We start from the raw sequence: 25,481 nt of genomic DNA, 5'->3' as shown, positions 1-25,481 counted from the left end.
GGCTCCTCCCAACCGGATCACTCCACGGGGCCCGACCCTCCCGAATCGGACCCGCCTGATACGAATATGCCGCGAGCTAAAATTATTAGCAATATTTATTAGTCTGCGATTGCCGCGTAGAGTAAGATCATGTCGAACCGCTCTAATCCCGTCAGCCCCCGCGCCACAATGAAGGACGTTGCCGTCCATGCGGGCGTGTCCCAGAGCACTGTGTCCTTTGTCCTGAACGGCAAAGAGGCCATGCGGATCAGCGCAGAGACCCGCGCGCGTGTGCTGAAGGCCGCCGAAGAGCTGGGCTACCGCCCCCGCGCCGCAGGACGCCCGCCAAAATCGGTGAGCCAACCCACGATCGGTGTGATGTTTGACGAGCTGGCCACCAGCCCCTTTGCCACGATCTCCATCGAGGGCATTCAGGACGAGGCGTGGAAACACGGCGTTATGGCCGAGGTGGTGATGACCGGCGGCGATCCCGATTACGAGGCGGCGATCCTGTCGAAATGGGCCGCCGACCGGGTCTCGGGGGTGATTTACGGCTCGATCCTCACGCGCGAGGTGGACCCGCCCCCAGCGCTGATGAAGCACCGGGCGGTGCTTCTGAACTGTTACGACGCGGCCGGTCAGATGACGTCGGTTGTCCCGGCAGAACGACGCGGCGGCGAGATCGCCACCCGCGCGCTCATCGCGGCGGGGCACCGGCGGATTGCGTTCATCACCGGCGAGCCGTGGATGGACGCGTCGCTCCAGCGGCTCGAAGGCTACAGCCGCGCCATGACCGAAGCCGGGCTGCCGCTCGAGTCAGGGCTGATCGTCGAGGGCAATTTCCTGCCCTCGGGCGGGCGCAACGCCACCCTGCGCCTGATGGCCAGCCGGGTCCGTCCCGATGCAATCTTCTGCGCCAACGACCTGACCGCCGTGGGGTGTTACGAGGCTTTGAAGGAACTGGGGGAAACCGTGGGCAAGGCCATCGCCGTGATGGGTTATGACGATCAGGAGATCGCCCAGCACCTGACCCCGGCTCTCTCCACCGTCCTGCTGCCCCATCGGGAGATGGGCCAGTGGTGTGTGGAGCGGCTGCTGGAGCCCGAAGGTTCTCCACCGTTCCAGGAGCGTATGGCTTGCCCGCTCATTCCCCGGGCTTCCCATCTGCGCCGCTGACCCGCCGTCTCTCTTGCCCTGCCGCCGCACCCGTGCCAGCCTCTGGCCGGGAGGCCCCACATGACCAAACGCATCTGTGTTTTCGACGCCTATGGCACGCTGTTTGACGTGACCGCCGCCGCCCGTCGCGCGGCGTCCGAGCCGGGGCGCAATGCGCTGGCCGGGGCGTGGCAGGCGCTGGCCCGCGACTGGCGCGCCAAGCAACTGGAATACACGTGGCTCCGCGCCGTCACCGGGCGGCATTGTGACTTTTGGCAGGTAACTCAGGACGGGCTCGACTGGGCGCTGGAGGCCGCCGGACTCGATGGGGACGCGGAGCTGCGCGCCCGGCTGCTCGCGCTCTATTGGGAGCTCGACGCCTACCCGGAGGTGCCAGAGATGCTGCAGGCATTGAAATCCGCAGGCCACACCACCGCGATCCTCTCCAACGGTGCCCCCGCCATGTTGGAGGGCGCCGTCAACTCCGCCAGCCTCGGCGCGCTGCTGGACGATGTGCTCTCGGTCGAGGCGGTGGGCGTCTTCAAACCTGCCGACGCCGTCTACGACCTTGTGGGCAAACGCTTTGGCGGCACGCGCGACGATGTGCTCTTCGTCTCCTCCAACGGCTGGGACGCAGGTTGCGCCGCCGATTATGGCTTTGAGACCGTCTGGGTGAACCGCGCGGCCCAACCCATGGACCGCCTGCCCGGTCGCCCCCATCACATTCTCTCAGACCTCACCCCCATTCCGGAGATCCTCCATGGCTGATTTCACCACCTCCGATGGCTTGCGCCTCCATTACGAGGACGAAGGCACCGGCACCCCGGTTCTCTGCCTTGCCGGCCTCACCCGCAATTCCCGCGATTTCGATTACGTGGCGACGCAATTCTCCGACATGCGTCTGATCCGCATGGACTATCGCGGTCGGGGCCAGTCCGACTGGGGTGCGCCCGAGACCTATGATATCGCCATCGAAGCGCGCGATGCGATCGAGCTTCTGAACCATCTTGGCGTGGACAAGTCTGCCATTTTGGGCACCTCTCGCGGCGGCATCATCGCAATGGCGCTCGCCGCCACCCAGCACGACCGGATCACCGGCGTCTGCCTCAACGATATCGGCCCTGAGATCGCCATGGAGGGGATCGAAATGATCAAGGGCTATATCGGCAAAGCCCCCGTCTCCCGCACGTTTGAGGAGGCCGCGCGGGCTCGGGCAAAGATGATGCTGGGCTTTGACAACGTGCCCCATGAACGCTGGTTGCAGGACACGCACGCTCAGTTCGTCGATACCGGGGACGGGCTGGGCCTCAGCTATGACCCGGCTCTGGCCGAGCAGGTCAAGGCCAATATCGAGGCTGCTGTCCCCGATCTCTGGCCTTTCTTCGACGCTTTGGCGGGATTGCCGCTGGCCTGCATCCGGGGGGCGAACTCCAACCTGCTAACCCAAGAGACCCTCGCGCAAATGCAGGAGCGTCGCCCGGACATGATCGCCGTCGAGGTGCCTGATCGCGGACATGTGCCGTTCCTGGATGAGCCGGAAGCCGCAGAGGCCCTCGCTCGCTGGAAAGCGCTTCTGTGAAGATCGAACAGATCGAAGCGGCCTACGCACGGATCGCGGGCCGGATCGTTGAGACCCCGGTCCTGCGCTCCCCGTTTCTGGATGAAATCGCCGGGCGGCGGGTCCACGTCAAAGCCGAGTGTCTGCAAGGCACCGGCAGCTTCAAGCTGCGCGGCGCAACCTCGGCTTTGACCGCACTCGACGCGGAGACCCGTGCCCGTGGCGTGCTGGCGTACTCCTCGGGCAACCATGCACAGGGCGTGGCTCTGGCGGCGCAGCGGCTTGGCGTGCCCGCAGTGATCATCATGCCCGACGACGCGCCCGCGCTGAAGATCGCCAATACCCGCGCTCTCGGGGCCGAGGTGGTGCTTTATGATCGCGTGGGCGGCCAAAGCCGCGAGGCGTTGGGGCGGCAGCTGTCCGAGGCGCGCGGCCTGACCCTCGTCAAACCCTATGACGACCGGCAGGTGATCGCCGGTCAGGGCACGGTGGGGCTGGAACTGGCGCGGCAACTGCCTGACGGGCTGGAGGCCGACGTGCTCGTTTGTTGCGGGGGCGGCGGACTGACCTCCGGGATCGCGCTGGCGCTGGAGGCGCACCGCCCGCAGCTCCGCGTTCGCCCGGTGGAGCCCGACGGCTTCGACGATGTCACCCGCTCGCTCCGCTCCGGCACCCGCGAGGAGAACGCTGCCCTTTCGGGCTCGATCTGCGACGCCATCGTGACCCCTTCGCCGGGGGAACTGACCTTTCCGATCATGCACCGGCTTTGCGGCGCCGGATTGACCGTCTCCGACAGTGAGGCTCTGCGCGCTGTGGCCCAAGCCGCCCTGCGACTGAAACTCGTCGCCGAACCCGGCGGCGCCGTCGCGCTGGCCGCTGCCCTCTGGCGCTGTGATGAAATCGAAGGCGATGACGTGGTGGTTGTGATCACCGGCGGAAATGCTGACCCGGCCACCCTTACCCGCGCCCTCGCAACGCTGGAGGAGTAACCCATGCCCAACGCGGATCTCGGTGACATCCGGCTGCATTACAGTGAGGACGGCGATCCTGCGGGTGCCCCGCTGGTGCTGACCCATGCGCTGGGTCTCGATCTGACGCTCTGGGATGCAGTCCTGCCGCTGCTGCCCGAGGGGCTGCGGATAATCCGCTATGACGCCAGAGGCCACGGCCTGTCAGACGCACCGCCCGCCCCCTATGCCATGGGGGCACTGGTCCGCGACCTGGAGCGCTTGCTAGACCATCTGAGTGTCCGCGACGCGGTGGTGCTGGGCCTCTCCATGGGCGGGTTGGTCACTCAGGCGCTGGCGGTCAAGCGCCTCGACCTCGTGCGCGCGATGATCCTGTCCGGAACAGCCGCCAAAATCGGGACCCCCGCCCTGTGGGCCCAGCGTATCGCAGTTGTCGAACAAGGCGGAACAGAGGCTATCGCCGACGCGACGCTGGAAAAATGGTTTGGACAAAAGCGGCGGGACAGTGCTGCGGCCGCTGCAATGCGCGCGATCCTCGCTGCCACCGATCCGACGGGCTATACCGGCTGCTGCGCCGCGATCTCCGGGACCGATCTGATCACACCCACCTCTGGCCTGCGCCTGCCCACCTTGGTGCTGGCGGGCGCCGAGGACGGCTCGACCCCGCCTGATCTGGTGCGTGAGACCGCCGAGCTGATCCCGGGGGCGGAGTTCCGCCTGATCCGCGGCGCGGGCCACCTGCCCCACTTGGATCAGCCGGAGGACTGGGCCGACGCAGTGACCGTGTTCCTGCGTCGGATCGGTCACATCTGACCGGGCGCAGCTGGAGTTGCGCGAACATCCCATTGCCGGATGGCGCCTTGCTGCCACCACGGGCCAGCGCAGCTTGACCCAAGCCACCTGTCCCGCCATAGCCAGCTGATCTGACCGGAGCCCCGATGCGCGCGCGCCTGCCTCTTTTGTTCATCCTGATCACGCTGATGATCGACGCCATGGGGATCGGCCTGCTGATTCCGGTCATGCCGCGCCTCATTCAGGAGCTGAACGGCGGGACTCTGGCACAGGCGGCGCTTTGGGGAGGCATCCTGTCGACCACCTATGCGGGCATGCAATTCCTGTTTGGCCCGGCACTCGGCGCCCTGTCAGACCGCTACGGCCGCCGTCCGGTCCTTCTTTTAACCCTGTCGGTGCTGGTGCTCGACTACGTTGTTCTGGCGTTGGCCAGCAGCATCTGGATCGTCCTGATCAGTCGGATGATCGGCGGGATCGCCGCCTCGACCCGCTCCGTCGCGACGGCCTTCATCGCCGACATTTCAACGCCGGAGCAAAAGACCGCCCGGTTCGGACTGGTCGGCGCGGCGTTCGGGTTTGGCTTCGTCATCGGGCCGCTGATCGGCGGGCAACTGGCGGAGGTCGGTACGCGTGCGCCCTTTTGGGGGGCCGCAGCGCTGGCGGTGTCGAACCTGCTGTTGGGACTGATCGTCCTGCCCGAAACGGTCACGCGGCGGATGCGCCGCCGGTTTCGGTTTCGGCAGGCAAACCCGGTGGGAATCCTCTTGCATCTGGGCCGTCAGGAGCGGATCGGGCGGCTTACCCTTCTCTTCTTCCTCTACCAGACCGCGTTCTTCGCCTACCCGGCCATCTGGCCCTATTTTGCGCAGGAACAATTCGGCTGGGGACCGAGGATGATCGGCGCCTCGCTGGGGCTGTTTGGCATTTCTCTGGCGCTGGTTCAGGGACTGCTGATCCGGGTGGTGATCCGCGTACTCGATGACCGGGGGGCGGTTCTCTGGGGGCTGTGTTTCAACGCACTGGCATTCCTCGCCATGGGGCTGGTGCAAAGCGGCCGGACCGCGCTGATCCTCGCCCCGCTGGCCGCGCTGGGCGCCATCGTGCCCCCGGCCCTGCAATCCATGATGTCACGCGCGATCCCCGACAACGCTCAGGGCGGTCTGCAGGGCCTCCTCACCAGCGCCGGGGGCCTGGCCATGGTGGTCAGCCCGTTTTTCATGAGCCAGGTCTTCTGGTTCGCCACCGCTGAGTCCACCAGCTATCACCTGCCCGGCGCCCCCTTCCTCGTCTCCATGGCCCTCATGCTGGCCTGCATCGTGGTGTTTCTGGGCCGCAAGCGGATGACCCCGCGCCGCTGACCCCAAAAGAAAACGCCCGCCCCGGAGATCCCGGGCCGGGCGTTGTGACGACCGAGGCCGCGTTCGTCTAGTTCGTGATGATCTCCGGCCCCATGAATGTCGTGGGCAACCACGTACTGAGCACCGGGATGTAGGTCACCATGATCAGGAACACGAACAGCACGGCGAGGAAGGGCAGCGCCGCGCGGACGACGCCCATCACCGGCATATTCGCCACGCCCGAGGTCACGAAGAGGTTCAGACCCACCGGCGGCGTGATCATCCCGATCTCCATGTTCACCACCATGATGATGCCCAGATGGATCGGATCGATCCCAAGCTGGATGGCGATGGGGAAAACCAGCGGTGCAACGATGACGATGAGGCCCGAGGGCTCCATGAACTGACCGCCGATCAGCAGGATCACATTGACGATCACGAGGAACATGATCGGCCCGAAGCCCGCCTGCAGCATGGCCCCCGCGATACTCTGGGGGATCTGCTCGTCCGTCAGAACGTGCTTGAGGATCAGGGCGTTGGCGATGATGAACATCAGCGTCACCGTCAGCTTGCCAGCCTCAAACAGCGTGTCCCGCGTGTCCGGGTGGAAGAACGCCGTGACCAGCGCATAGGGGCGCTCCAGCAGCGTCGCCTTGCGGCCCGGTGCCACGGCGCTGCCGCGTCGCTCCATCCGTGCGTGCTCAAAATCCTGCGCGGCCAGCGGCCCCATGTCCCGATAGACGAAGCAGGCAATCAGGAAGGCGTAGACCGAGGCAACCGCAGCGGCTTCGGTCGGGGTGAAGATCCCCCCGTAGATGCCCCCCAGAATGATCACGATCAGGAACAGGCCCCAGGAAGCTTCGCGCCCCGCAGCCCAGACTTCGCCCCAGCCCTGCCATTCGCCCTTGGGCAGGTGGCGGATCTTGGCGATCACATAGATCGTCGCCATCAGCATGAAGCCCGCAAGCAGCCCGGGGATGACGCCTGCAAGGAACATCCGCCCCACGGACACATCGGTGGCCGAAGCGTAGACGACCATGACGATGGAGGGCGGGATCAGGATGCCGAGCGTGCCCGCGTTACAGATCACACCGGCTGCGAAGTCTTTGGAGTAGCCCACCTGCCGCATGCCCGCGATGACGATTGTCCCGATGGCCACCACGGTGGCCGGCGACGAACCCGAAAGCGCGGCGAACATCATACAGGCGAAAACGCCCGCGATGGCAAGACCGCCCGGCAAATGCCCGACGATCGCGATGGAGAACCGGATGATCCGCTGCGCCACCCCGCCCGTGGACATGAAGCTGGAGGCCAGCACGAAGAATGGAATGGCCAGCAGCGTGTAGTGCCCGGCCATGGCCTGATAGAAGCTCTGCGCGATGGAGGCCAGCGACGTGTCCGAGAACCACAGCAGAAACAGGGTCGAACTGAGGCCGAGCGAAACCGCAATCGGCACACCGATCAGCAGAAAGGCGACGACCATGCCGAAAAGAAGAATGACGTCCATGTCTCAGATCTCCTGATCGCGCAGTTTTTCCTGCGCTTCGTGCACGTCGTCTTCGGCCTCATGGCTGACGATGAAACTCTCCCGCTGTCCCCGGAGCACGGCGATAAAGGCCTGCACCAGACGGAAGGAAAAGAGCGCGATGCCCACCGGCAGCATGGTGTAGCCAACCACACGGGGCAGCTTTTCATACTCCTCGCCCATGTTGATCAGCGGCTCCAGCCAGCGCAGGAACGGAACCATCGGCACCTGATCGGTGACATACCACGCCTGATCGCGGGTCTCCTCAAACCCCATCGGGAACCAGCGTCCCGAAGTGCGGTCGAGAGACGCGTAAGGCGCCCAGTAGTCCCACGCGCCCTTCATCAGAAGGAAGGCATAAACGAGGCAACAGAGCCCGGCGATGACGGTCAGAATGAAACGCGGCTTGTTCGGCAGGACATTCAGCAGCGCGTCCACACCCAGATGGGCAGTGACTTTGACGCAGTAGCTGATTCCGAACAGCACCAGCCACGCGAACAGGATCAGCGTGACTTCGAGCCCCCAGATAAGCGACGAATTGAAAAGATAGCGCAGCACGACGTTGACGAATGTCACCAGCGTCATGAGCCCAAGGAGCAATGCGATAGCGGTCTTTTCAAGGCTGTCGACAGCCTCCGCCAGCGCGCCTTGCGGTTCATAGGACATGGGGTTTCCCGCGGCAGAATAGAAAAACGCCCCCGGAGATTTTCCGGGGGCGCGTGAGGGCCTTACTGGGCCATCTTCATGTTGATTTTCTGTGCGGCGTCGATGTTCTCCTGCCCCACATCATCGGTGAACTGCTCCCAGACAGGCTTCATCGCATCAACCCAGGCCTGACGCTGATCGGCGTCCAGCTCACGGATCTCGGCACCCGCATCGAGCACGGACTGGCGGGCATCGGCATCGACCTGCGCGACGGCAGCGTTGCGCTCGTCGGTCACCTCCTGAAGGATGGTCAGGAACTGGTCGCGGACACCCTCATCCAGCCCGTCGAGCCAGTCCACGGAGGCCACGACCAGATAGTCGAGCACGCCATGGTTGGTCTCGGTGGTGCCGTCCTGAACCTCGAAGAACTTCTGGCCATAGATGTTCGACCAGGTGTTCTCCTGACCGTCCACAACGCCCTGTTGCAGCGCACCGTACACCTCGGAGAAGGCCATGGGCTGCGGCGAGGCATCCAGCGCTTCCATCTGCGCGACAAGCACGTCAGAGGGCTGGACACGGAATTTCAGGCCAGCGGCGTCACCCGGCGCGATCAGCGGCTTGTTGGCCGAGAACTGCTTCATCCCGTTGTGCCAGAACTGGAGCCCCTGCAAGCCACGGCGCTGCATGGAATCCTTCATCGCCTGACCGGCCTCGGATTTCTGGAACTCGTCCACCGCCTCGATGTTCAGGAACATGAAGGGCAGGTCGAACAGGCGAAACTGCTTGGTAAAGGCTTCGAATTTCGACAAGGAGGGCGCTGCGAGCTGCACATCGCCCTGCAACATGGCTTCAAGCACCTGATCATCATTATAAAGCGTCGAGTTGGGGTAGACCTCCATACAGGCGGCGCCGTCCATCTCGGTATTCACCCGCTCCTGCAGCAGCGACGCGGCGATGCCCTTGGGGTGGCGGTCGGTATTGGTGACGTGGCTGAACTTGATGACCGTTTCGCCGTCATCGCAGCCGCCCTCATGCTCGGCGGCAAAAGCGCCACTCGCGGCAATGGTCAGCGCCAGCACGCTGGTCGTCATGAATTTCATCGATAATCACTCCCTGATTGGTCTGCGGGTTGACCCCGCGTCGTATTGACCCGCCATTCTAGACGCCTCGACCGCCTTTACGTCAACCATTCATGACAAATTAGCGATATCAGGTTGCGATAACTATTCTGTTGGCGCGACTGGGTCCTAACAAGCCTCATCCTTGGGCTGCGGCCAAACAACCTATAGCGGCAGTTCCGTCGTGAACTTCAGCTCCTCCATGGAGAGAAGCGCGGTCACATTGTGGATTCGAACCTCAGATATAAGTGCTTGATAAAAAGTGTCGTACGCGCGGGCATTGGGAACGCGGACCTTTAAGATATAGTCGATATCCCCGGCCAGCCGGTGCGCTTCCTGGACCTCGGGCCGGGCACGCAGGGCCGCGAGGAATTTCTGCTGCCACTCCGCCTCATGCTCTGACGTGCGGATCAGCACGAAGAAGCACGCATCGAACCCCAGCGCCTCCGCGTCCAGCCGCACGGTCGGCGCGCCCATGATTCCCGCCTCACGCAATTTCCGGATCCGGTTCCAGACCGGGGTCTTGGACGAGCCCGTCCGGCGCGCGATTTCATCCAAGGATTGTCCCGCATCCTGCTGCATTTCCCGGAGAATTTTCCGGTCCAGATCGTCGAGGCGGACATTCATTTCAGTTCTCCGGTGAAAAGGCGAACGGTCGACGCCCGCGGATGAGTTATCCGGAACAATATCCCTATCCGTTGCCCATATCTACTCTGAACCGGGAAATTATTCTATATTGCTCGGCGAAGAGGAGCGCCTGATGAAACATTTTCCCGTTTTCATGTCTGTCGAAGGCCGCCGGATTGTCCTGTCGGGCGGCGGCGATGCCGCGCTGGCCAAGCTGCGCCTGTTGCTGAAGACTGAGGCCCGCGTGACCGTCATCGCCCCCGACCCCGCGCCGCAGATCATGCGCTGGGCGCTTGAGGGCCGTCTGACGCTGATCGAGCGCCCGGTCGAGCCCGGCGATGCCCTCTGCGCCGTACTGTTTTACGCCGCCAATGACGACGACGCCGAGGATGCCCGCGTGGCGGCGCTTGCCCGCGCAGACGGGGCGACGGTGAACATGGTGGACAATCTCCACGGCTCCGATTTCATCACGCCCGCCATCGTGGACCGCGATCCGGTCACCGTGGCCATCGGTACGGAGGGCGCGGCTCCTGTCCTCGCCCGCCGGATCAAGCGCGACCTCGAAGAACGGCTCTCCCCGAATCTCGGCACGCTCGCGCGGATCGGTAAGGGCTTTCGCCACGCCGTCGAAGCGTTGCCCTTTGGTCGCGCGCGCCGGGACTTCTGGTCCGCCTATTACGACGAAACGGGACCACGGGCCCTCGCCGAAGGCGGCGAAGAGGCCCTGCGCCCGGCGCTCAAATCCCTGCTCGACCGTCATCTGAAGGGCGACGCGACCGAAGGCCATGTGGCCTTTGTCGGCTCGGGCCCGGGCGACCCGGACCTGCTGACCATGAAGGCCCGCAAAGCGCTCGACGCGGCGGATGTGGTGATCTTTGACCGGCTGGTCTCGCCCGAGATCCTCGAACTGGCCCGCCGCGAAGCCGAGATGATCGACGTGGGCAAAGAAGGCTTTGGCCGTCACACTCCGCAGGAGCATATCAACGCTCTGATCGTTCGCCATGTCGCCGATGGCGCACAGGTGGTGCGGCTGAAATCCGGCGATCCTACGGTGTTCGGACGGCTCGACGAAGAGATCGAGGCCGTCGAGGCCGAGGGGCTGAACTGGTCCGTGGTGCCCGGCATCACCGCCGCCTCCGCTGCCGTCGCCTCCATCGGCCAGAGCCTCACCCGTCGGGGTCGGAACCAGTCGGTGCGCTTCCTGACCGGGCATGACGTGGCGGGGTTTGCCGACCATGACTGGGCCGCGCTCGCCCGCCCCGGTGAGGTGACTGCCATTTACATGGGCAAAAAGGCCGCACGTTTTATCCAGGGCCGTCTGCTGATGCATGGAGCCAATCCCGACACGGCGGTGACCGTGATCGAGAATGCCAGCCGCGCCGATGAGCGGGTGCTGGAAACCCGCCTCTTCACGCTGGAGCCGGATCTCGGCAATGCCGGCCTGTCCGGCCCCGCCCTCGTCTTCATCGGCCTTGCGCCCCGCCGCGCGGCCCGTGCCCTCTCAACACCCGATTTGCAGGAGGCCCTTTGATGCCCCGCCCCTTTACCCCCAAGGTCGTGACCGCCAACCACCTGATGCGCGGCGATGCCATCTGGCTGACTGCGGAAGGCGACTGGAGCGCCGACATCTCCGAGGCCGAGCTGATCGAGACCGAAGCCCGCGCCGAGGCGCGTCTGGCCCTCGCCGCCGCGCAGCCGGAGATCGCCGTCGGTCCCTATCTGGCGGATGCCAAAGCCGGGGCGACCGGTCCCGAGCCAACCCATTTCCGCGAAGTGTTCCGCACCCGCGGTCCTTCGAACTATGCCCACGGCAAGCAGGAGCGCGCGTGATGTATCAATACAACGACTTCGACGAAGCTTTCCTCCGCGAGCGCGTAGCCCAGTTCCGGGGACAGGTGGAGCGGCGCATCGATGGCAGCCTGACCGAGGATGAGTTCAAGCCCCTGCGGCTGATGAACGGACTCTATCTCCAGCTTCACGCCTACATGCTGCGGGTGGCCATCCCCTACGGCACGCTGAACGCGCGCCAGATGCGCCAGCTCGCCCGGATTGCGCGCAAGTGGGACAAGGGATACGGCCATTTCACCACGCGCCAGAACATCCAGTACAACTGGCCCGAGCTCAAGGACGTGCCGGAGATGCTGGACGCGCTGGCCGATGTGGGAATGCATGCCATCCAGACCTCGGGCAACACCATCCGGAACGTGACCTCGGACCATTTCGCGGGCGCCACCGCCGATGAGGTGACGGATCCCCGTCCCTATGCGGAACTGTTGCGCCAGTGGTCCACCGACCACCCGGAATTCCAGTTCCTGCCGCGCAAGTTCAAGGTTGCCGTCACCGGCGCAGAGGCCGACCGGGCGGTGATCCGCGCCCATGATATCGGCCTCCAGATCGTCGAGCAGGACGGCGAGATTGGCTTTCGCGTCTTCGTCGGCGGTGGTCTTGGCCGGACGCCGATGATCGGTAAAGTACTGCGGGTGTTCCTGCCCGAAGCAGACCTGCTGCCCTATTGCGAGGCCATCGTCTCGGTCTACAACCTGCTGGGTCGGCGGGATAATAAGTACAAGGCCCGGATCAAGATCACCGTTCATGAGAACGGCATCGAGGAAATCCGGAGCCGGGTCGAAACGCGCTTTACCGAGATCCGGCCGCAGTTCTCAGGTGTCGATCAGGAATGGCTGGACCGCATTCGCGCCCAGTTCGCCGCGCCCGACTTTGCCCGACGCGACCTGACCGAGTTCACCGTAGCCTATGACAGCAACCCGGTGTTCCGCTCTTGGGTAGACACCAACGTCACCGCCCATAAGCGCGACGATCACGCCATCGTCTCCGTCTCGCTGAAGGCCCCGGGCCAGACCCCCGGCGACGCGACCTCGGAGCAGATGGAAGTGCTTGCCGCGCTGGCCGAATCCATCGGCTATGACGAGCTGCGCATCAGCCATGAGCAGAACGTGATTCTGCCTCATGTGGCTCGCGCCGACCTGCCCGCGCTGTTCGAAGCGCTGAAGGAAGCCGGTCTCGGCACAGCGAATATCGGTCTCGTCTCTGACATCATCGCCTGCCCCGGCATGGATTACTGCGCGCTGGCGACCGCCCGCTCGATCCCCATTGCAACGGAGATCGCAGAGCGCTTTGAAGAGCTGCGGCTGGAGCATGAGATTGGCCCGCTGAAGATCAAGATCTCCGGCTGCATCAACGCCTGCGGCCACCACCATGTGGGCCATATCGGTATCCTCGGCCTCGACCGGGCCGGTGTGGAGAACTACCAGATCACGCTGGGCGGCTCCGGCGCCGAGGATGCGGTGATCGGCACGCGCACGGGTCCAGGCTTTGCCTATGACGAGATCGTGCCCGCCATCGAGCGCCTCCTCATGGCCTATCTGGATCTGCGCGAGGGCCCCCAGGAGACCTTCCTCGACGCCTATCGGCGGCTCGGCATGGCGCCGTTCAAAGCGGCCCTCTATGAGACCGAGGCCGGAGACCGCGCCGATGCGGCATGATCCTGGCCTCGCAGAGATTGATGCGCGGGTCGCCGGGCTGAACCGGCGCTACGCGCATCACGCCGCCATCGACGTTCTGCGCCTCGCGCTCAGGGATCGCGATGTGGGCCGTGTGGCGATGGTGTCGTCTTTTGGGGCGGAATCGGTGGCACTCCTGCATCTTGTCTCGGTCGTCGATCCACGCACGCCGGTTTTGTTCATAGACACGGAGATGCTGTTCCCCGAAACCCGCGCCTATCAGGTCGAGCTGGCCGAAAAGCTCGGGCTTGAGGAGGTGCGGGTCCTGCGCGCGCCCCGTACCGGGATCGTCGGCGAAGACCCCGAGGGCGACCTGCATAAGACCGATCCCGACGCCTGCTGCACTCTGCGCAAGACCCGGCCACTGGCCCGCGCGCTGGAGCCGTTCGATGCGTGGATCACCGGGCGCAAACGCTTTCAGGGCGGGACACGGGCGGAGCTGGAGTTCTTTGAGCGCGAGCCCGGAGCCGACCGGATCAAGATCAACCCGCTCGCCCATTGGGACAAGGACGGCGTGCAGGATTACGTCGTCAACAACCGCCTGCCCCGCCACCCGCTTGTGCGGCAGGGCTATCCCTCCATCGGCTGTGCGCCCTGCACCAGCCCGGTGGCCGAGGGCGAGGATGAGCGCGCCGGACGCTGGCGCGGCAGTGACAAAACGGAATGCGGCATCCACTTCATCAACGGCAAGGCCGTGCGTGGACCGATCGAACAGGAGAACGACACATGAGCGTGATCGTCACCGACCGGGGTTTCGGCTCCGATGACTGGCAGGGCGAGGTCGTCGACCTCGCCTCCGACACCGACCCCGCCGCGCTCGGCGAACTGGCCGCAGGGGCTGAGATGGTCCGCGTGGACTTCCCCAGCTTTGCCGACGGGCGCGGCTTCACCCTCGCCCGGCAGCTCCGCCGTCTGGGCTATACGGGCCGCCTGCGCGCCCGGGGTCACGTGATCGCCGATCAATACGCCATGGCCCGCCGCTCGGGCTTTGACGAGGTGGAGATCGACGCGGATCTGGCGGCCCGCCAGCCCGAGGATCAGTGGCAGGCCCGTGCCGACTGGCGCGCTCACGACTATCAGTCACGCCTGCGCGGCTGAGCCGCCCCTTCCCCAACCGCATTCCAATCTGTAGAGAGGGCGGGAGCCGATCTCCCGCAACGACCCATGAATGACATGACCCCATTGGACACTTCGAAAAAGCCGCAGGTCAAAACCCTGCCGGACGCCCAGACCGTCCTGTCGGTCAAGCACTGGACCGACCGGCTGTTCTCGTTCCGCGTGACCCGCCCCCAGACACTCCGGTTCCGCTCCGGCGAGTTCGTGATGATCGGCCTCCTGAAAGATGACGGCAAGCCGCTCCTGCGCGCCTACTCCATCGCCTCCCCCGCCTGGGACGATGAGCTGGAATTCTACTCGATCAAGGTGCAGGACGGCCCGCTGACCTCGCGCCTCCAGCACATACAGCCCGGCGACCAGATCATCCTGCGCCCCAAGCCAGTAGGCACGCTGGTCCATGACGCGCTCCTGCCCGGCAAGCGGCTTTGGTTCTTCTCCACCGGCACCGGTATCGCGCCTTTTGCCTCGCTGATCCGCGAACCGCAGACCTACGAGGATTACGATCAGGTGATCCTGACCCACACCTGCCGCGAAGTGGCCGATCTGGAATATGGCCGCCAGCTGGTCGAAGAGGTCAAATCCGACGAAATGCTGCGCGAACTGACCGAGGGCGGCGTGGATAAGCTGGTCTACTACCCCACCACCACCCGCGAAGAGAGCCCGAAGATGGGCCGGATCACCGATCTGCTGAAATCGGGCGAGGTGTTCCGCGATCTGGGCATTGACGGCATCTCTGCCGAGACCGACCGCGCCATGGTCTGCGGTTCCATGGGACTGAACATGGACATCAAAGAGATCCTCGAAAGCTACGGCCTCCGCGAAGGCGCCAACAGCGACCCCGCCGAATACGTGGTCGAAAAGGCTTTCGTTGGCTGATCCCTAGCTGAAGTGACGTGGTAAAGTGGACCCTTCGGGGTCCATTTTTTATGTCTGCCGCATTGCAATTTGATGCCACCTCCCGGAGCATTTGGCCCTGACAAAGGGGACGATATGGAGGAAGCCGAACAGGTTCTCAGAGACGCACGCGCCGTGCTCAATCCTGCGGGGATATCCGTCGCGCGCGTCTCGTTTGTCGCCTCAGGTGCGACAGCTCAGGTGTGGAAGCTTGAAAGCGCCTCCAAAACGTGGGCGCTGAGGATTGTGACCGGTAATCGCGGCGCAGAAGATCAGGTTGGATACGCTATCCGTCGTGAACTCTTTGACCGCGGCGGTCACGTGGCAGAACCTGTTCTGACCTCGGCGGAGTTGCAGCCCATCGCCGGACGCGACTGGAGTCTGGATCGGTTCATCCATGGCGTCCATCCCGCCCGCGGTTGCCTGCCGGACCGGGCGGCAGTGCAGCTGGGCCAGACCCTGTCGCTGCTGCACCACCTCCCTGCGCGTGGGTTTGGGCGTCCGTCGGGGATGGCAGAGGGAACCGCCATTGGTCCCTGCGAGGCCCCCATGGACGGGGTCAGGCATCGCTTTGAAAATCCGCTGCCAGAATGCTGGCCGCGGGGATACACGCATCCGCTCCTGACGAGACTACCGGAACTAAGGGATCAGATTCTGTCCCGGCTGGCACGTGTCACAGAGAGGGTTCAACAGGGTCACGGTGTACTCTGCCACAGCGATCTGCACGAGCGACAGTTCATCTGCTCGGGTGACGACCTCGGCGCGCTGATTGATTTCGGCGACGTCACCCTCATGGATCAGCACTGGGATCTGGGCTCTCTGCTGTACTTTCACGGCCCAGAGATCTGTGGCAAAGTTCTTCGCGGTTATGGAGCCACGCAGATCTGCCCTGACATGGTTGCCTCTTTTTCAATCGCCGTTGCTATGCATCACGCCTCCCGGGCCCGGCTGCCGGGCAAGGAACACCGTTTTGATGTGGCAGCGAAGTACATCCGGCGCCTGTTGAGCGACGTTGACCGCGACCCTGCATAACCGGAGCAACGGGGCTTGCCACGGGTTGAGCTGCGCGCGATTGTCGATCCCGTAAAGCGGGAGCCTCACAATGCCAAAAGTTCACATTGACGCCATTGGCGTCACCGCGACCGACATGGCGCGGACTGTCGCTTTTTATGAGCTGTTGGGTTTTGAATTCGACGGTGCCGATCTGGAGGCGCAGCATGTGGAGCCGAAGACCGAACCCGGACAGCCGCGACTGATGATCGACCATCACGACCTGGCGACCAAACTGATCGGAGAGCCGCCACGCCCCTCGAATCATGCGCATTTCGCCCTGCTGATGGACAGTGCGGCGGAGGTGGATGCTGTGGCGGAGAAGGTAGAGCGCGCGGGGTTTGCGCTGCTCAAGGCGCCCTGGGACGCATTCTGGGGTCAGCGATACGCGGTGATCGCTGACCCCGATGGTTACCAGATCGACCTCTTCGCGCCGCTGTGACGCGAGGAGGTCAACCGGAGTTTACTGAAGGCCGAGCGCTTCGCGTGCCTTCTCAAGCGCCATCTTCAGCAGGTCCGGGTTGTCCTTGGCGGCGGTGATCGCCTGCTCCAGCCCGGTTTTGGCCAGCGCGTTCAGCTCGGAGCCCTGAATGGCCTCAACGGCCTTGTCATAGTCGAAGCCATCCACGGTCAGGATGTCACGCAGCTGCGGCTCGGTGACATCGGCAGCCTCGGCGGCCTCTTCAGCCATGTCGTCGCTGGCGGCATCGGCCTCTGCTTCGGTCTCAGCGGCAGCCTCGTTGGCTTCGGCAGCGGCCTCATCAGTCGCTTCCTCGGCGGCGTCGGCAGCCTCTTCCGCAGCTTCGGCGGACTCGGCAGCGGCCTCAGCGGCGGCAGCTTCGGCGTTGTCAGCAGCTTCGTCCGCGGCCTCCGCTACGTTTTCGGCGGCGTCCGCGGTCGCTTCGGCAGCGGCCTCAGTGGCCTCGGCAGCCGCTTCCTGCGTGGCATCTACTGCGTCGCCAGCGGCTTCGGCGGTCGCTTCGGCCGCATTCTCGACCGCCTCACCCGTCGCCTCGGCAGCGTCAGCCGCAGCTTCCTGAGCGTCATCAACGGCCTCGGCAGCCGCTTCGCCCGCATTGTCGGTGGCCTCATCAATGGCTTCACCCGCAGCACCTGCGGCATCGCCAACGGCCTCTACAGCGTCACCGGTCGCCTCGGCGGCGCCTTCGACAGCCGCATCTGCGGCGTCGACAGCAGCATCCGCAGCCTCAGCAGTCGCTTCGGCGGCGTCGGAGGCCATCTCCTGGGTGGCGTCCACCGCATCACCGGCAGCCTCGGCGGTCGCTTCGGCAGCACTTTCAGCGGCATCAGCCGCTTCGGCAGCAGCTTCCTGAGTGGCGTCGACAGCGTCAGAGGCCATTTCCCCGGCCGCATCAACCGCATCGCCAGCGGCTTCGACAGTCGCTTCGGCGGCGTCACTGACGGCATCGGCAGCGTCGGAAGCCATTTCACCGGCGGCCTCGACCGCTTCACCGGCAGCGTCAGCCACCGCTTCACCGGCCTCAACGACAGCCTTACCAGCGGCGCTGGCGCCTTCGACGACGGCCTCGCCGGCGGCCTTCATTGCTTCGCCGGCATGTTCAGCGGCTTCACCCGCCGCATCAGCGGCGTCCGATGCCTCTTCGGCAGCCGTCTCTTCCACCGCACTCTCTTCGGTGGTGGAGGTCTCGGCCTCATCTTCCTGGCACGCGGCCAGAACCATACCAGCAGCCAGAAGGGCTGCGATCGACGTCATACGTGTAATCATAGATACGCTCCGTTTCTCGGATTCCGTAGTGTGGGTAGGGCATATGACGTATTTCGACGGATCGGCAAGCGGATTACGGGAAACTCCCGTGAGATAAGCGGCTCATCGCATCTTGGCGGCTTGAACAGGCCCGGTGGGCTCGTTATTTTAAGGCCGTAGGAGTTTATCAGAAAGGACGCCTCCCATCGCCCGCAGACCGCACAACGCGCCCCCGACGCGCGACACCGGACCCCGTGTCAACGACCGGATCCGTGCCCAGGAAATTCGCCTCATTGGCCCCGAAGGGGAAAATGTCGGAGTCGTGACACCCGAACGCGCCATGACCCTCGCCAACGCAGCCGGGCTTGATCTGGTGGAGATTTCCCCCAATGCAAACCCGCCAGTTTGCAAGATCATGGATTTCGGCAAGTTCAAATATGAACAGCAAAAGCGGGAATCCGAAGCCCGGAAAAAGCAGAAGACGATCGAAGTCAAAGAGGTCAAGTTCCGCCCGAACACCGACACCCACGATTACGGCGTCAAGATGCGGAACGTGTTCAAGTTTCTTGAGAACGGCGACAAGGTGAAAGTCACTCTGCGGTTCCGTGGGCGCGAGATGGCGCACCAGAACCTCGGGCGCGAACTGCTGGAGCGCGTGGCTGAGGACACCAAAGAGATCGGCAAGGTCGAGAACTTCCCGAAGATGGAAGGTCGCCAGATGGTGATGATGATCGGCCCGCTCAAGTAGTCGCCCGACCCTCAAAGCTACGAAAGCCCGGCGCGTGTGCCGGGCTTTTTTTATGCTCAAAGATCAACCGCTCCGCAGGACCTGCACAACCTCGGCAACAATCGACACCGCGATTTCGGCCGGGCTGCGCGCCCCAATATCGAGGCCAATCGGGCCGTGGATTCGTGACAGCTGAGTCTCGGCAATCCCCTCCTGCCGCATCCGCTCAAGCCGTTTGCCATGGGTGCGGGTGGACCCGAGGGAACCGATATAGAAGACCTCCGACCGCAACGCGGCAATCAGCGCCGGATCGTCGATCTTCGGATCATGGGTCAGCGTGATGACCGCAGTACGGGGATCAAGCCCATGGTCCGCCAGCGCCTCGTCGGGCCAGTCATGGCGGATCGTGACCCCGGGAAACCGGACCTCAGAAGCGAAACTGTCGCGCGGGTCGATCAGCGTCACGTCAAAGCCCAGAGAACCCGCCATGGGAATCAGGGTCTGTGCGATATGCACGCCCCCGATCACAGCCATGCGGAGCGGGGGATTGTGGATAGCGACGAAACTGCGCCCGTCCTCCAGAACCCCGGACCGATCCGCACGAAACCGCTCACCATGGGCAGGCGGCGCCACGATCCGCCGGCTGAAGTCGTCGAGTGTCACTTCATAGGCAACCGCCCGGCGCGCCTGCCGTGCTGAGACAAGCTCGGCCAGCAGCCCGGGCGCCAGATCACCGTCGGCAACGGGTTCGACCAGAACCAGAATGCGCCCCCCGCAGGCAAGACCCACCGCAAAGGCATCATCGTCGGACACCCCAAATTCGAGGAGGCGGGCGCCGCCCTCTTGGATTGCATCCTGTGCTTCGAGCAGCACCGCACCCTCGACGCATCCCCCTGAGACCGACCCGGCGATCTCCCCATCCCCCGAAATGGCCATCTGACTGCCGGTGGGGCGCGGTGCGGAACCCCAGGTCTCGACAACGGTCGCCAGAGCGGCTCCGCGACCCGCATCGTGCCAGTCGAGAGCGACGGTCGGGATATGCTCAAACCGCATCAGCATGACGGAACCGGCGGAGGGGCGCTGCCCCGCTGCCCTCCGGGCAGCCCCCGGGGTATTTTCAGAAAGATGAAGCCCATGTCAGCTTTCCCCTTTGGTTTGTGCGGCCGCGTAGATGCGAACGAGCTCGCGGGCGAGCGACTCAGGAGGCGGAACGCTGTTCTCGGCGAGGATCAGGCGTCCATAAAGCCTCGCCAGATCGGGATTTTTGAGCAACGTTTCGAAGCGGCGGGCGTGGTGTGTGCGGGCGATTGCCTCGATGTCGGCCACTTGTGGCAAAGCGCGGAGGCGGGTGGCTTCGGCCTCGGTGGCGTCGGCATGGCGGAGGATCGTCTTGTCCTCGACACTGTTGAAATTGCGCTCCACCCAATAGGTGAGCCCGACCTCCTTATCGGTGTGGTTGGGCAAACCGCGACTGCGCTTGATGATGAAATCTTCTGCGGAGCGCAGGGAGTAGTGGTTGAGCTGCACCAGATCCGTCGCCATGGGCGCACCCCAGAGCATGATACGCTGTTGCTGGGCGCGAAAGTCCGGAGGCAAGGGCTGGCCTGAGCCGTTGGACCAGCGAGGGCTGTCTCCCTTACGAGCTTTAGGTCGGTGGACGCCGGGTTCGCGGAAGGCGGCGGGGCGGTAAAGGGTTTTGAAGAACCGCGCCAACGCCGGATAGAGGGCGTCCTCGGGGATCGCTTTCGTATAGGCCCGGAGCGGCGACAGGTCAGAACGGCGGGCATGGCCGGAATGGCCAAAGAGCCGCCATGGCAGGACAATGGCGTCGGCGTCGCAAGCGGCGATGAGGCCGGCAAAGCTGTTCAGTGGCGAGCGGAGATTGACGTATTCATCGCAATCCAGCACCGCCACCCAGTCCGCGTCTTTCAGAAGCGGATGGGCGCGCGCCTGTTTCAGAGCCGACCATTGGGGGGTGCGGCCTTCGGGGATCTCATTGTGGATATGGGTGACACCGGCAGGAGCCAGCGCGTCGAGCAGCGCCTCGGTGCCGTCGGCGCAATCGTTGGTGAAGATGAGGAAATCCGTGGCGCCCAAAGCCCGGTGATGGGCAATCCAGTCAACGAGGTTGTGGGCTTCGTCCCGGACCGCCGTGATGATGGTGAGCCGCATGACCGCCCCGCCCTAACGACAGATCCGGAACAGGCCCTGATGCTCGTCTCTCAGGATGTTCTTCTGGACCTTGCCCATGGTGTTGCGGGGTAGCGCCGGGGTGAGGATGACCTCTTTCGGCAGCTTGAACCCTGCGAGGCGGTTTCGGAGGCCATCGAGAATATCGCCGGGGTCGATTTCCGTGCCAACCTGCGGCACCACCACGGCGACAATGGCCTCTCCGAAATCCGCGTGGGGGACGCCGATCACCGCGCTTTCGACCACGCCGGGAAGATCGTCGATCTCGGCCTCGATTTCCTTGGGGTAGACATTCAGTCCGCCGGTGATGATCAGGTCCTTGGCGCGGCCCACAATGGTTACGTAGCCATCTTCATCCACCCGGCCCAGATCGCCGGTGATAAAAAACCCGTCAGCGCGCAGTTCCTCGGCGGTCTTTTCAGGCATCTTCCAGTACCCGGCAAAGACGTTGGGACCGCGCACTTCGAGGATGCCGGTCTCCCCCTGTGGCATTTCGGAGCCGGTCTCGGGGTCTGTGATCTTCAGCTCAACCCCGGGCAAGGGGAAACCCACGGTGCCCGCACGACGGTCGCCGTCATAGGGGTTTGACGTGTTCATGTTGGTCTCTGTCATACCGTAGCGCTCGAGGATCGCGTGGCCCGTGATCTCGCGCCAGCGGTCATGGGTTTCCGCGAGGAGCGGCGCGGAGCCCGAGACAAAGAGCCGCATGTTACCGGCGGCCCCGACCAGACCGGGACGTTGGAGCAGACGTGTGTAGAAGGTTGGGACGCCCATCATGGCGGTGGCGCGCGGCATCAGGCGCAAGATGGCGTCGGCGTCGAAACCCGGAAGAAACAGACACGACCCTGCAGCCATCAAGGTCACATTCGTCGCCACAAAGAGCCCGTGGGTATGGTAGATCGGCAGGGCGTGGATCAGCACATCGTCGCGGGTGAACCGCCAGACATCGCGCAGGGTTTCCGAGTTCGAGGCCAGCGCGCCATGGGTCAGCATCGCACCCTTGGACCGCCCCGTTGTGCCGGAGGTATAGAGGATCGCGGCAAGATCGCTTGCCTCCCGCCGGACCGCCGCAAAGCCGGGGGCGTGTTCGTCGCGGGCGTCGGTGAGCGTGCCTGTCTCATCGGGTCCGAGCGTCAGGACATGGGCGACGTTACAGGCGGTTGCCACCGGGGCCAGAGCATCAAGAGCGCCGGGATCGCAGACCAAGACACGGGGACTGGCGTCGGAGAGAAAATAGTCGACCTCAGCGGGGGTATAGGCCGTGTTCAGAGGGAGAAACACCGCACCGGCCAGCACCGTTCCCACGTAGAGTTGCAGCATGGCCACCGTCTTCGGGGCCTGCACGGCCACCCTATCGCCCGGCTCTACCCCAAGCGCGACCAGAGCCGCCGCCATCTGCTCGGCACCTTCGAAAAACCTACGATAACTGCTGATCTCACTGGTGAGCCCGTGCTCGAGAAACGGCGCGTCCGCGTGACCCAGACTGGCGGCGCGCAGGCTCCGGGCGAGGTGATTGGCGGCGTAGCTGGCGTCAGGCATGGGGCACACTCCCGAAGGCCGGAAACAGAACGGGCGGCGCTCGTCTCGGCGCCGCCCGGGGATCTCGTGTCAGACGGCCTCAGACCGCACGTTCGACCATCATCTTCTTGATCTGCATGATGGCCTTGGCCGGGTTCAGACCCTTGGGGCAGGTCTGGGTGCAGTTCATGATGGTGTGGCAGCGGTAGAGCTTGAACGGATCTTCAAGGTCGTCCAGCCGCTCGCCCGTCGCCTCGTCCCGGCTGTCGATGATCCAGCGATAGGCATGGAGCAGCGCGGCCGGGCCGAGATATTTGTCACCGTTCCACCAGTAGCTGGGGCAGGAAGTCGAGCAGCAGGCGCACATGACGCATTCATAGAGACCGTCGAGCTTCTTGCGGTCGTCGATGGACTGGCGCCACTCTTTCTGCGGCAGGTTAGTCTTGGTCTCCAGCCACGGCATGACGCTTTCATGCTGAGCGTAGAAATGCGTCAGGTCAGGAATCAGATCCTTGACCACCGGCATATGCGGCAGCGGATAGACCTTTACGTCGCCATCCACCTCGTCGATGCCGAAGATACAGGCCAGCGTGTTGATCCCCCCGATATTCATCGCGCAGGAGCCACAGATGCCCTCACGGCATGAGCGGCGGAAAGACAGGGTTGGGTCGATCTCGTTTTTAATCTTGATCAGCGCGTCGAGCATCATCGGCCCGCAGCTGTCGAGATCGACGAAATAGGTATCGACCCGCGGGTTCTCGCCATCATCCGGGTTCCAGCGGTAGATATCGAACCGCTTGAGGTTGGTGGAGCCTTCCGGCTTCGGCCAGGTCTTGCCCGTCCGGATGGTCGAGTTCTTGGGCAGCGTCAGTTGCACCATGTGATGTCTCCCTCAACGGGTCTTTGTGAGAACGTTGCTTTCCCTCAGGCACCGCTGTGTCTGAGGGCGTTGGGCGATGACCTGAACAGTCTGCACCGTAGCCGCACCAATGCCCCGACGCGCATCGGACGCAAGCGCCGCGCGCTCGGCTTCCGTGGCATGGAACATCAGGCAGCGCACGCCCCTCTTCTTTTGTCCATAGGTGAACCCGTCCCCGGCCACCTGCAGGATCGCCTGCGACGTTGCGTCGGGACTGATCCCATCCTTGGTCTCGCTGCACCCCGTCAGGAGCGTCGCCGCAACGAGCGCACCTGACAGACAACAGCGGGTGACCATCGACCTCCGGCGCATCAGTAGACCCGCGCCTTGGGCTTGATCTTGTCGAGGTCGATGCCGCCCTCATTGTGACCGATCAGCGGATCCACGTGGACGGGACGATAATCGAGCTCAACCTTGCCATTGATGCGGGCGAGCGTATGCACACGCCAGTTCTCGTCGTCGCGATCCGGGTAATCTTCGTGCGCGTGAGCGCCCCGGCTTTCCTTGCGGGCCTCGGCGGAAACGATGGTCGCCAGCGCGTTCGGCATCAGGTTGGTGAGTTCCAACGTCTCCATGAGGTCGGTGTTCCAGATCAGCGACCTATCGGTGACCTGCAGATCGTCCATTTTCTCCGCGACTTTGTACATCCGGTCGACGCCCTGAGCGAGCGTCTTGTCAGTGCGGAACACGGCCGCGTCGTCCTGCATGGCCTTTTGCATCTCGAGCCGCAGTTCGGCGGTGGGCGTGCCGCCCTTGGCGTGGCGCAGCCCGTCGAAGCGGTCGAGCGCCTTATCGACCTGCCCGGTGTTCACCGCAGCCGGTGCCGCGCCCCGGTCAACAACTTCGCCCGCCTTGATCGCAGCGGCGCGACCAAAGACCACGAGGTCGATCAGCGAGTTCGAGCCCAGCCGGTTCGCCCCATGCACCGAGGCACAACCCGCCTCGCCCACGGCCATCAGGCCGGGCACCACGCGGTCGGGATTACCTTCGGTCGGGTTCAGCACCTCGCCCCAGTAATTGGTCGGGATGCCGCCCATGTTATAGTGAACCGTCGGCAGAACCGGGATCGGCTCCTTCGTCACGTCCACCCCGGCAAAGATGCGGGCGCTCTCGGAGATACCCGGCAGCCGCTCGGCCAGCGCTTCGGCGGGCAGGTGGTTCAGGTGCAGGTGAATATGGTCGCCGTCTTTGCCGACGCCCCGGCCCTCGCGGATCTCCATGGTCATGCAGCGCGAGACTACATCACGGCTGGCGAGGTCCTTATAGGTCGGCGCATAGCGCTCCATAAATCGCTCACCTTCGGAGTTGGTGAGGTAGCCGCCCTCGCCCCGGGCGCCTTCGGTGATCAGGCAGCCCGCGCCGTAGATCCCAGTCGGGTGGAACTGGACAAACTCCATGTCCTGCAGCGGCAGACCAGCGCGCGCTACCATGCCGCCCCCGTCGCCGGTGCAGGTATGGGCGGAGGTCGCCGAAAAATAGGCCCGGCCATAGCCGCCGGTCGCCAGCACAGTCATCTTGGCGTTAAAGACATGGATGGAGCCGTCTTCGAGGCACCAGGCCACCACGCCCTGACACTGGCCGTCATCGCTCATCAGCAGGTCGATCGCGAAATACTCGATGAAGAACTCGGCGCCCTGTTTCAGGCTCTGACCGTAGAGCGTGTGAAGAATCGCGTGGCCGGTCCGGTCGGCGGCGGCGCAGGTCCGCTGCACCGGGGGGCCTTCGCCGAACTCGGTGGTATGGCCGCCGAAGGGACGCTGGTAGATCTTGCCTTCCTCAGTGCGGGAGAAGGGCACGCCATAATGGTCGAGCTCATAGACGGCCTTGGGCGCTTCACGGGCGAGGTATTCCATCGCATCCAGATCGCCCAGCCAGTCGGAGCCTTTGACCGTGTCATAGAGGTGCCACTGCCAGTGATCGGGGCCCATATTCCCGAGGCTCGCGGCGATACCGCCCTGCGCGGCCACGGTGTGGGAGCGCGTCGGGAAGACCTTGGTGACGCAGGCGGTTTTCAACCCCTGCTCGGCCAGACCCAGCGTCGCGCGGAGGCCGGAGCCACCGGCGCCGATGACGATGGCATCGTAATTATGGGTGACGTAGTCGTAGCTTGCCATTT

General features: G+C 64.2%; 26 protein-coding genes. 15 read left to right on the top strand and 11 right to left on the bottom strand.

Features of this window, described 5'->3' with window-relative positions; translation table 11 throughout:
• Positions 1-129: 129 nt before the first annotated feature.
• The 6 genes from FEV53_RS00465 to FEV53_RS00440 all read left to right on the top strand — a co-directional run bounded on the left by FEV53_RS00465 (position 130) and on the right by FEV53_RS00440 (position 5,810).
• The gene (locus tag FEV53_RS00465; RefSeq protein ID WP_142832847.1) at positions 130-1,155 is read left to right on the top strand and encodes a LacI family DNA-binding transcriptional regulator; all 1,026 of its coding nucleotides are present in this window, start codon (positions 130-132) and stop codon (positions 1,153-1,155) included.
• Between the two features lie 60 nt (positions 1,156-1,215).
• Positions 1,216-1,902: a haloacid dehalogenase type II gene (locus FEV53_RS00460; protein WP_142832846.1), complete on the top strand. Its 687-nt coding sequence runs from the start codon at positions 1,216-1,218 to the stop codon at positions 1,900-1,902.
• Positions 1,895-2,713 carry an alpha/beta fold hydrolase gene (locus FEV53_RS00455; RefSeq protein WP_142832845.1) on the top strand — a complete coding sequence of 273 codons (819 nt, stop codon included), beginning with the start codon at positions 1,895-1,897 and terminating at the stop codon, positions 2,711-2,713. Before FEV53_RS00460 ends, FEV53_RS00455 begins: the two co-directional genes overlap by 8 nt.
• Positions 2,710-3,681 (top strand): threonine ammonia-lyase, encoded by a 972-nt coding sequence (locus FEV53_RS00450; RefSeq protein ID WP_142832844.1) that lies wholly within the window; start codon positions 2,710-2,712, stop codon positions 3,679-3,681. The genes FEV53_RS00455 and FEV53_RS00450 overlap by 4 nt, the downstream gene beginning before the upstream one ends.
• A 3-nt stretch (positions 3,682-3,684) precedes the next feature.
• A complete protein-coding gene (gene pcaD, locus FEV53_RS00445) occupies positions 3,685-4,473 on the top strand; it encodes a 3-oxoadipate enol-lactonase (RefSeq protein ID WP_142832843.1) in 789 nt (262 codons plus the stop codon).
• A 125-nt stretch (positions 4,474-4,598) separates the two neighbouring features.
• Positions 4,599-5,810 (top strand): MFS transporter, encoded by a 1,212-nt coding sequence (locus FEV53_RS00440; RefSeq protein ID WP_142832842.1) that lies wholly within the window; start codon positions 4,599-4,601, stop codon positions 5,808-5,810.
• A gap of 67 nt (positions 5,811-5,877) precedes the next feature.
• Here the strand turns inward: FEV53_RS00440 and FEV53_RS00435 are convergent, their stop codons facing one another.
• The 4 genes from FEV53_RS00435 to FEV53_RS00420 form a co-directional block, all read right to left on the bottom strand.
• Entirely contained in the window at positions 5,878-7,296 is a 1,419-nt protein-coding gene (locus FEV53_RS00435; protein ID WP_142832841.1) for a TRAP transporter large permease, read from the bottom strand.
• A gap of 3 nt (positions 7,297-7,299) precedes the next feature.
• Entirely contained in the window at positions 7,300-7,980 is a 681-nt protein-coding gene (locus FEV53_RS00430; RefSeq protein WP_142832840.1) for a TRAP transporter small permease, read from the bottom strand.
• A 62-nt stretch (positions 7,981-8,042) separates the two neighbouring features.
• A complete protein-coding gene (locus tag FEV53_RS00425) occupies positions 8,043-9,059 on the bottom strand; it encodes a DctP family TRAP transporter solute-binding subunit (RefSeq protein ID WP_142832839.1) in 1,017 nt (338 codons plus the stop codon).
• Between the two features lie 183 nt (positions 9,060-9,242).
• Positions 9,243-9,704, bottom strand: coding sequence for an Lrp/AsnC family transcriptional regulator (locus FEV53_RS00420; RefSeq protein WP_142832838.1), 462 nt, complete (start codon positions 9,702-9,704; stop codon positions 9,243-9,245).
• A gap of 133 nt (positions 9,705-9,837) precedes the next feature.
• Between FEV53_RS00420 and cysG the strand changes: the two genes are divergently transcribed.
• From cysG to FEV53_RS00380, 8 genes are all read left to right on the top strand, one after another.
• A complete protein-coding gene (cysG, locus tag FEV53_RS00415; RefSeq protein WP_142832837.1) occupies positions 9,838-11,235 on the top strand; it encodes a siroheme synthase CysG in 1,398 nt (465 codons plus the stop codon).
• On the top strand, positions 11,235-11,534 hold the full coding sequence (locus FEV53_RS00410; protein WP_142832836.1) for a DUF2849 domain-containing protein: 300 nt from the start codon (positions 11,235-11,237) through the stop codon (positions 11,532-11,534). Before cysG ends, FEV53_RS00410 begins: the two co-directional genes overlap by 1 nt.
• Positions 11,534-13,207: a nitrite/sulfite reductase gene (locus FEV53_RS00405; protein ID WP_142832835.1), complete on the top strand. Its 1,674-nt coding sequence runs from the start codon at positions 11,534-11,536 to the stop codon at positions 13,205-13,207. Before FEV53_RS00410 ends, FEV53_RS00405 begins: the two co-directional genes overlap by 1 nt.
• Entirely contained in the window at positions 13,197-13,955 is a 759-nt protein-coding gene (locus tag FEV53_RS00400; protein ID WP_142832834.1) for a phosphoadenylyl-sulfate reductase, read from the top strand. Before FEV53_RS00405 ends, FEV53_RS00400 begins: the two co-directional genes overlap by 11 nt.
• Entirely contained in the window at positions 13,952-14,323 is a 372-nt protein-coding gene (locus FEV53_RS00395) for a DUF934 domain-containing protein (protein ID WP_142832833.1), read from the top strand. Before FEV53_RS00400 ends, FEV53_RS00395 begins: the two co-directional genes overlap by 4 nt.
• Before the next feature lie 66 nt (positions 14,324-14,389).
• Positions 14,390-15,217: a ferredoxin--NADP reductase gene (locus tag FEV53_RS00390; RefSeq protein WP_142832832.1), complete on the top strand. Its 828-nt coding sequence runs from the start codon at positions 14,390-14,392 to the stop codon at positions 15,215-15,217.
• 114 nt (positions 15,218-15,331) lie between these two features.
• Positions 15,332-16,267, top strand: a complete 936-nt coding sequence (locus FEV53_RS00385) for an aminoglycoside phosphotransferase family protein (RefSeq protein WP_185962033.1) — start codon at positions 15,332-15,334, stop codon at positions 16,265-16,267.
• A 70-nt stretch (positions 16,268-16,337) separates the two neighbouring features.
• A complete protein-coding gene (locus tag FEV53_RS00380) occupies positions 16,338-16,727 on the top strand; it encodes a VOC family protein (protein WP_142832830.1) in 390 nt (129 codons plus the stop codon).
• Between the two features lie 21 nt (positions 16,728-16,748).
• On the opposite strand, the gene FEV53_RS00375 is transcribed toward FEV53_RS00380, so the two are convergent.
• On the bottom strand, positions 16,749-18,032 hold the full coding sequence (locus tag FEV53_RS00375; RefSeq protein ID WP_142832829.1) for a hypothetical protein: 1,284 nt from the start codon (positions 18,030-18,032) through the stop codon (positions 16,749-16,751).
• Positions 18,033-18,216: 184 nt separating this feature from the next.
• Between FEV53_RS00375 and infC the strand changes: the two genes are divergently transcribed.
• Positions 18,217-18,759, top strand: coding sequence for a translation initiation factor IF-3 (gene infC, locus FEV53_RS00370; RefSeq protein WP_142832828.1), 543 nt, complete (start codon positions 18,217-18,219; stop codon positions 18,757-18,759).
• A gap of 63 nt (positions 18,760-18,822) precedes the next feature.
• On the opposite strand, the gene FEV53_RS00365 is transcribed toward infC, so the two are convergent.
• The 6 genes from FEV53_RS00365 to sdhA all read right to left on the bottom strand — a co-directional run bounded on the left by FEV53_RS00365 (position 18,823) and on the right by sdhA (position 25,479).
• A complete protein-coding gene (locus tag FEV53_RS00365; RefSeq protein WP_142832827.1) occupies positions 18,823-19,797 on the bottom strand; it encodes an XdhC family protein in 975 nt (324 codons plus the stop codon).
• A gap of 78 nt (positions 19,798-19,875) precedes the next feature.
• A complete protein-coding gene (locus FEV53_RS00360) occupies positions 19,876-20,910 on the bottom strand; it encodes a glycosyltransferase family 2 protein (RefSeq protein ID WP_142832826.1) in 1,035 nt (344 codons plus the stop codon).
• 12 nt (positions 20,911-20,922) lie between these two features.
• On the bottom strand, positions 20,923-22,467 hold the full coding sequence (locus FEV53_RS00355) for a malonate--CoA ligase (protein WP_142832825.1): 1,545 nt from the start codon (positions 22,465-22,467) through the stop codon (positions 20,923-20,925).
• A gap of 79 nt (positions 22,468-22,546) precedes the next feature.
• The gene (locus tag FEV53_RS00350; protein WP_142832824.1) at positions 22,547-23,326 is read right to left on the bottom strand and encodes a succinate dehydrogenase iron-sulfur subunit; all 780 of its coding nucleotides are present in this window, start codon (positions 23,324-23,326) and stop codon (positions 22,547-22,549) included.
• Positions 23,327-23,338: 12 nt separating this feature from the next.
• A complete protein-coding gene (locus tag FEV53_RS00345) occupies positions 23,339-23,662 on the bottom strand; it encodes a hypothetical protein (protein ID WP_142832823.1) in 324 nt (107 codons plus the stop codon).
• A gap of 14 nt (positions 23,663-23,676) precedes the next feature.
• Positions 23,677-25,479 carry a succinate dehydrogenase flavoprotein subunit gene (gene sdhA / locus FEV53_RS00340; protein ID WP_142832822.1) on the bottom strand — a complete coding sequence of 601 codons (1,803 nt, stop codon included), beginning with the start codon at positions 25,477-25,479 and terminating at the stop codon, positions 23,677-23,679.
• Positions 25,480-25,481 lie beyond the last annotated feature (2 nt).

This window comes from Palleronia caenipelagi (assembly GCF_007004065.1).
Taxonomy (GTDB): domain Bacteria; phylum Pseudomonadota; class Alphaproteobacteria; order Rhodobacterales; family Rhodobacteraceae; genus Palleronia; species Palleronia caenipelagi.
The sequence above is the reverse complement of the archived record's forward strand: the minus strand, read 5'-3'. Positions and strand labels throughout refer to the sequence as shown.

Excerpts from the sequence above, each read along its gene's own strand:
- FEV53_RS00390 (WP_142832832.1), top strand. The coding sequence starts at position 14,390 with ATGAATGACATGACCCCATTGGACACTTCGAAAAAGCCGCAGGTCAAA.
- FEV53_RS00435 (WP_142832841.1), bottom strand. The coding sequence starts at position 7,296 with ATGGACGTCATTCTTCTTTTCGGCATGGTCGTCGCCTTTCTGCTGATC.
- pcaD (WP_142832843.1), top strand. The coding sequence starts at position 3,685 with ATGCCCAACGCGGATCTCGGTGACATCCGGCTGCATTACAGTGAGGAC.
- FEV53_RS00360 (WP_142832826.1), bottom strand. The coding sequence starts at position 20,910 with ATGCGGCTCACCATCATCACGGCGGTCCGGGACGAAGCCCACAACCTC.
- FEV53_RS00375 (WP_142832829.1), bottom strand. The coding sequence starts at position 18,032 with ATGATTACACGTATGACGTCGATCGCAGCCCTTCTGGCTGCTGGTATG.
- FEV53_RS00400 (WP_142832834.1), top strand. The coding sequence starts at position 13,197 with ATGCGGCATGATCCTGGCCTCGCAGAGATTGATGCGCGGGTCGCCGGG.
- sdhA (WP_142832822.1), bottom strand. The coding sequence starts at position 25,479 with ATGGCAAGCTACGACTACGTCACCCATAATTACGATGCCATCGTCATC.
- FEV53_RS00385 (WP_185962033.1), top strand. The coding sequence starts at position 15,332 with ATGGAGGAAGCCGAACAGGTTCTCAGAGACGCACGCGCCGTGCTCAAT.
- FEV53_RS00430 (WP_142832840.1), bottom strand. The coding sequence starts at position 7,980 with ATGTCCTATGAACCGCAAGGCGCGCTGGCGGAGGCTGTCGACAGCCTT.
- FEV53_RS00420 (WP_142832838.1), bottom strand. The coding sequence starts at position 9,704 with ATGAATGTCCGCCTCGACGATCTGGACCGGAAAATTCTCCGGGAAATG.
- FEV53_RS00350 (WP_142832824.1), bottom strand. The coding sequence starts at position 23,326 with ATGGTGCAACTGACGCTGCCCAAGAACTCGACCATCCGGACGGGCAAG.
- FEV53_RS00440 (WP_142832842.1), top strand. The coding sequence starts at position 4,599 with ATGCGCGCGCGCCTGCCTCTTTTGTTCATCCTGATCACGCTGATGATC.
- FEV53_RS00425 (WP_142832839.1), bottom strand. The coding sequence starts at position 9,059 with ATGAAATTCATGACGACCAGCGTGCTGGCGCTGACCATTGCCGCGAGT.
- FEV53_RS00365 (WP_142832827.1), bottom strand. The coding sequence starts at position 19,797 with ATGCTGATGCGGTTTGAGCATATCCCGACCGTCGCTCTCGACTGGCAC.
- FEV53_RS00380 (WP_142832830.1), top strand. The coding sequence starts at position 16,338 with ATGCCAAAAGTTCACATTGACGCCATTGGCGTCACCGCGACCGACATG.
- FEV53_RS00395 (WP_142832833.1), top strand. The coding sequence starts at position 13,952 with ATGAGCGTGATCGTCACCGACCGGGGTTTCGGCTCCGATGACTGGCAG.
- FEV53_RS00460 (WP_142832846.1), top strand. The coding sequence starts at position 1,216 with ATGACCAAACGCATCTGTGTTTTCGACGCCTATGGCACGCTGTTTGAC.
- FEV53_RS00405 (WP_142832835.1), top strand. The coding sequence starts at position 11,534 with ATGTATCAATACAACGACTTCGACGAAGCTTTCCTCCGCGAGCGCGTA.
- FEV53_RS00355 (WP_142832825.1), bottom strand. The coding sequence starts at position 22,467 with ATGCCTGACGCCAGCTACGCCGCCAATCACCTCGCCCGGAGCCTGCGC.
- FEV53_RS00345 (WP_142832823.1), bottom strand. The coding sequence starts at position 23,662 with ATGGTCACCCGCTGTTGTCTGTCAGGTGCGCTCGTTGCGGCGACGCTC.
- FEV53_RS00410 (WP_142832836.1), top strand. The coding sequence starts at position 11,235 with ATGCCCCGCCCCTTTACCCCCAAGGTCGTGACCGCCAACCACCTGATG.
- FEV53_RS00455 (WP_142832845.1), top strand. The coding sequence starts at position 1,895 with ATGGCTGATTTCACCACCTCCGATGGCTTGCGCCTCCATTACGAGGAC.
- cysG (WP_142832837.1), top strand. The coding sequence starts at position 9,838 with ATGAAACATTTTCCCGTTTTCATGTCTGTCGAAGGCCGCCGGATTGTC.
- FEV53_RS00465 (WP_142832847.1), top strand. The coding sequence starts at position 130 with ATGTCGAACCGCTCTAATCCCGTCAGCCCCCGCGCCACAATGAAGGAC.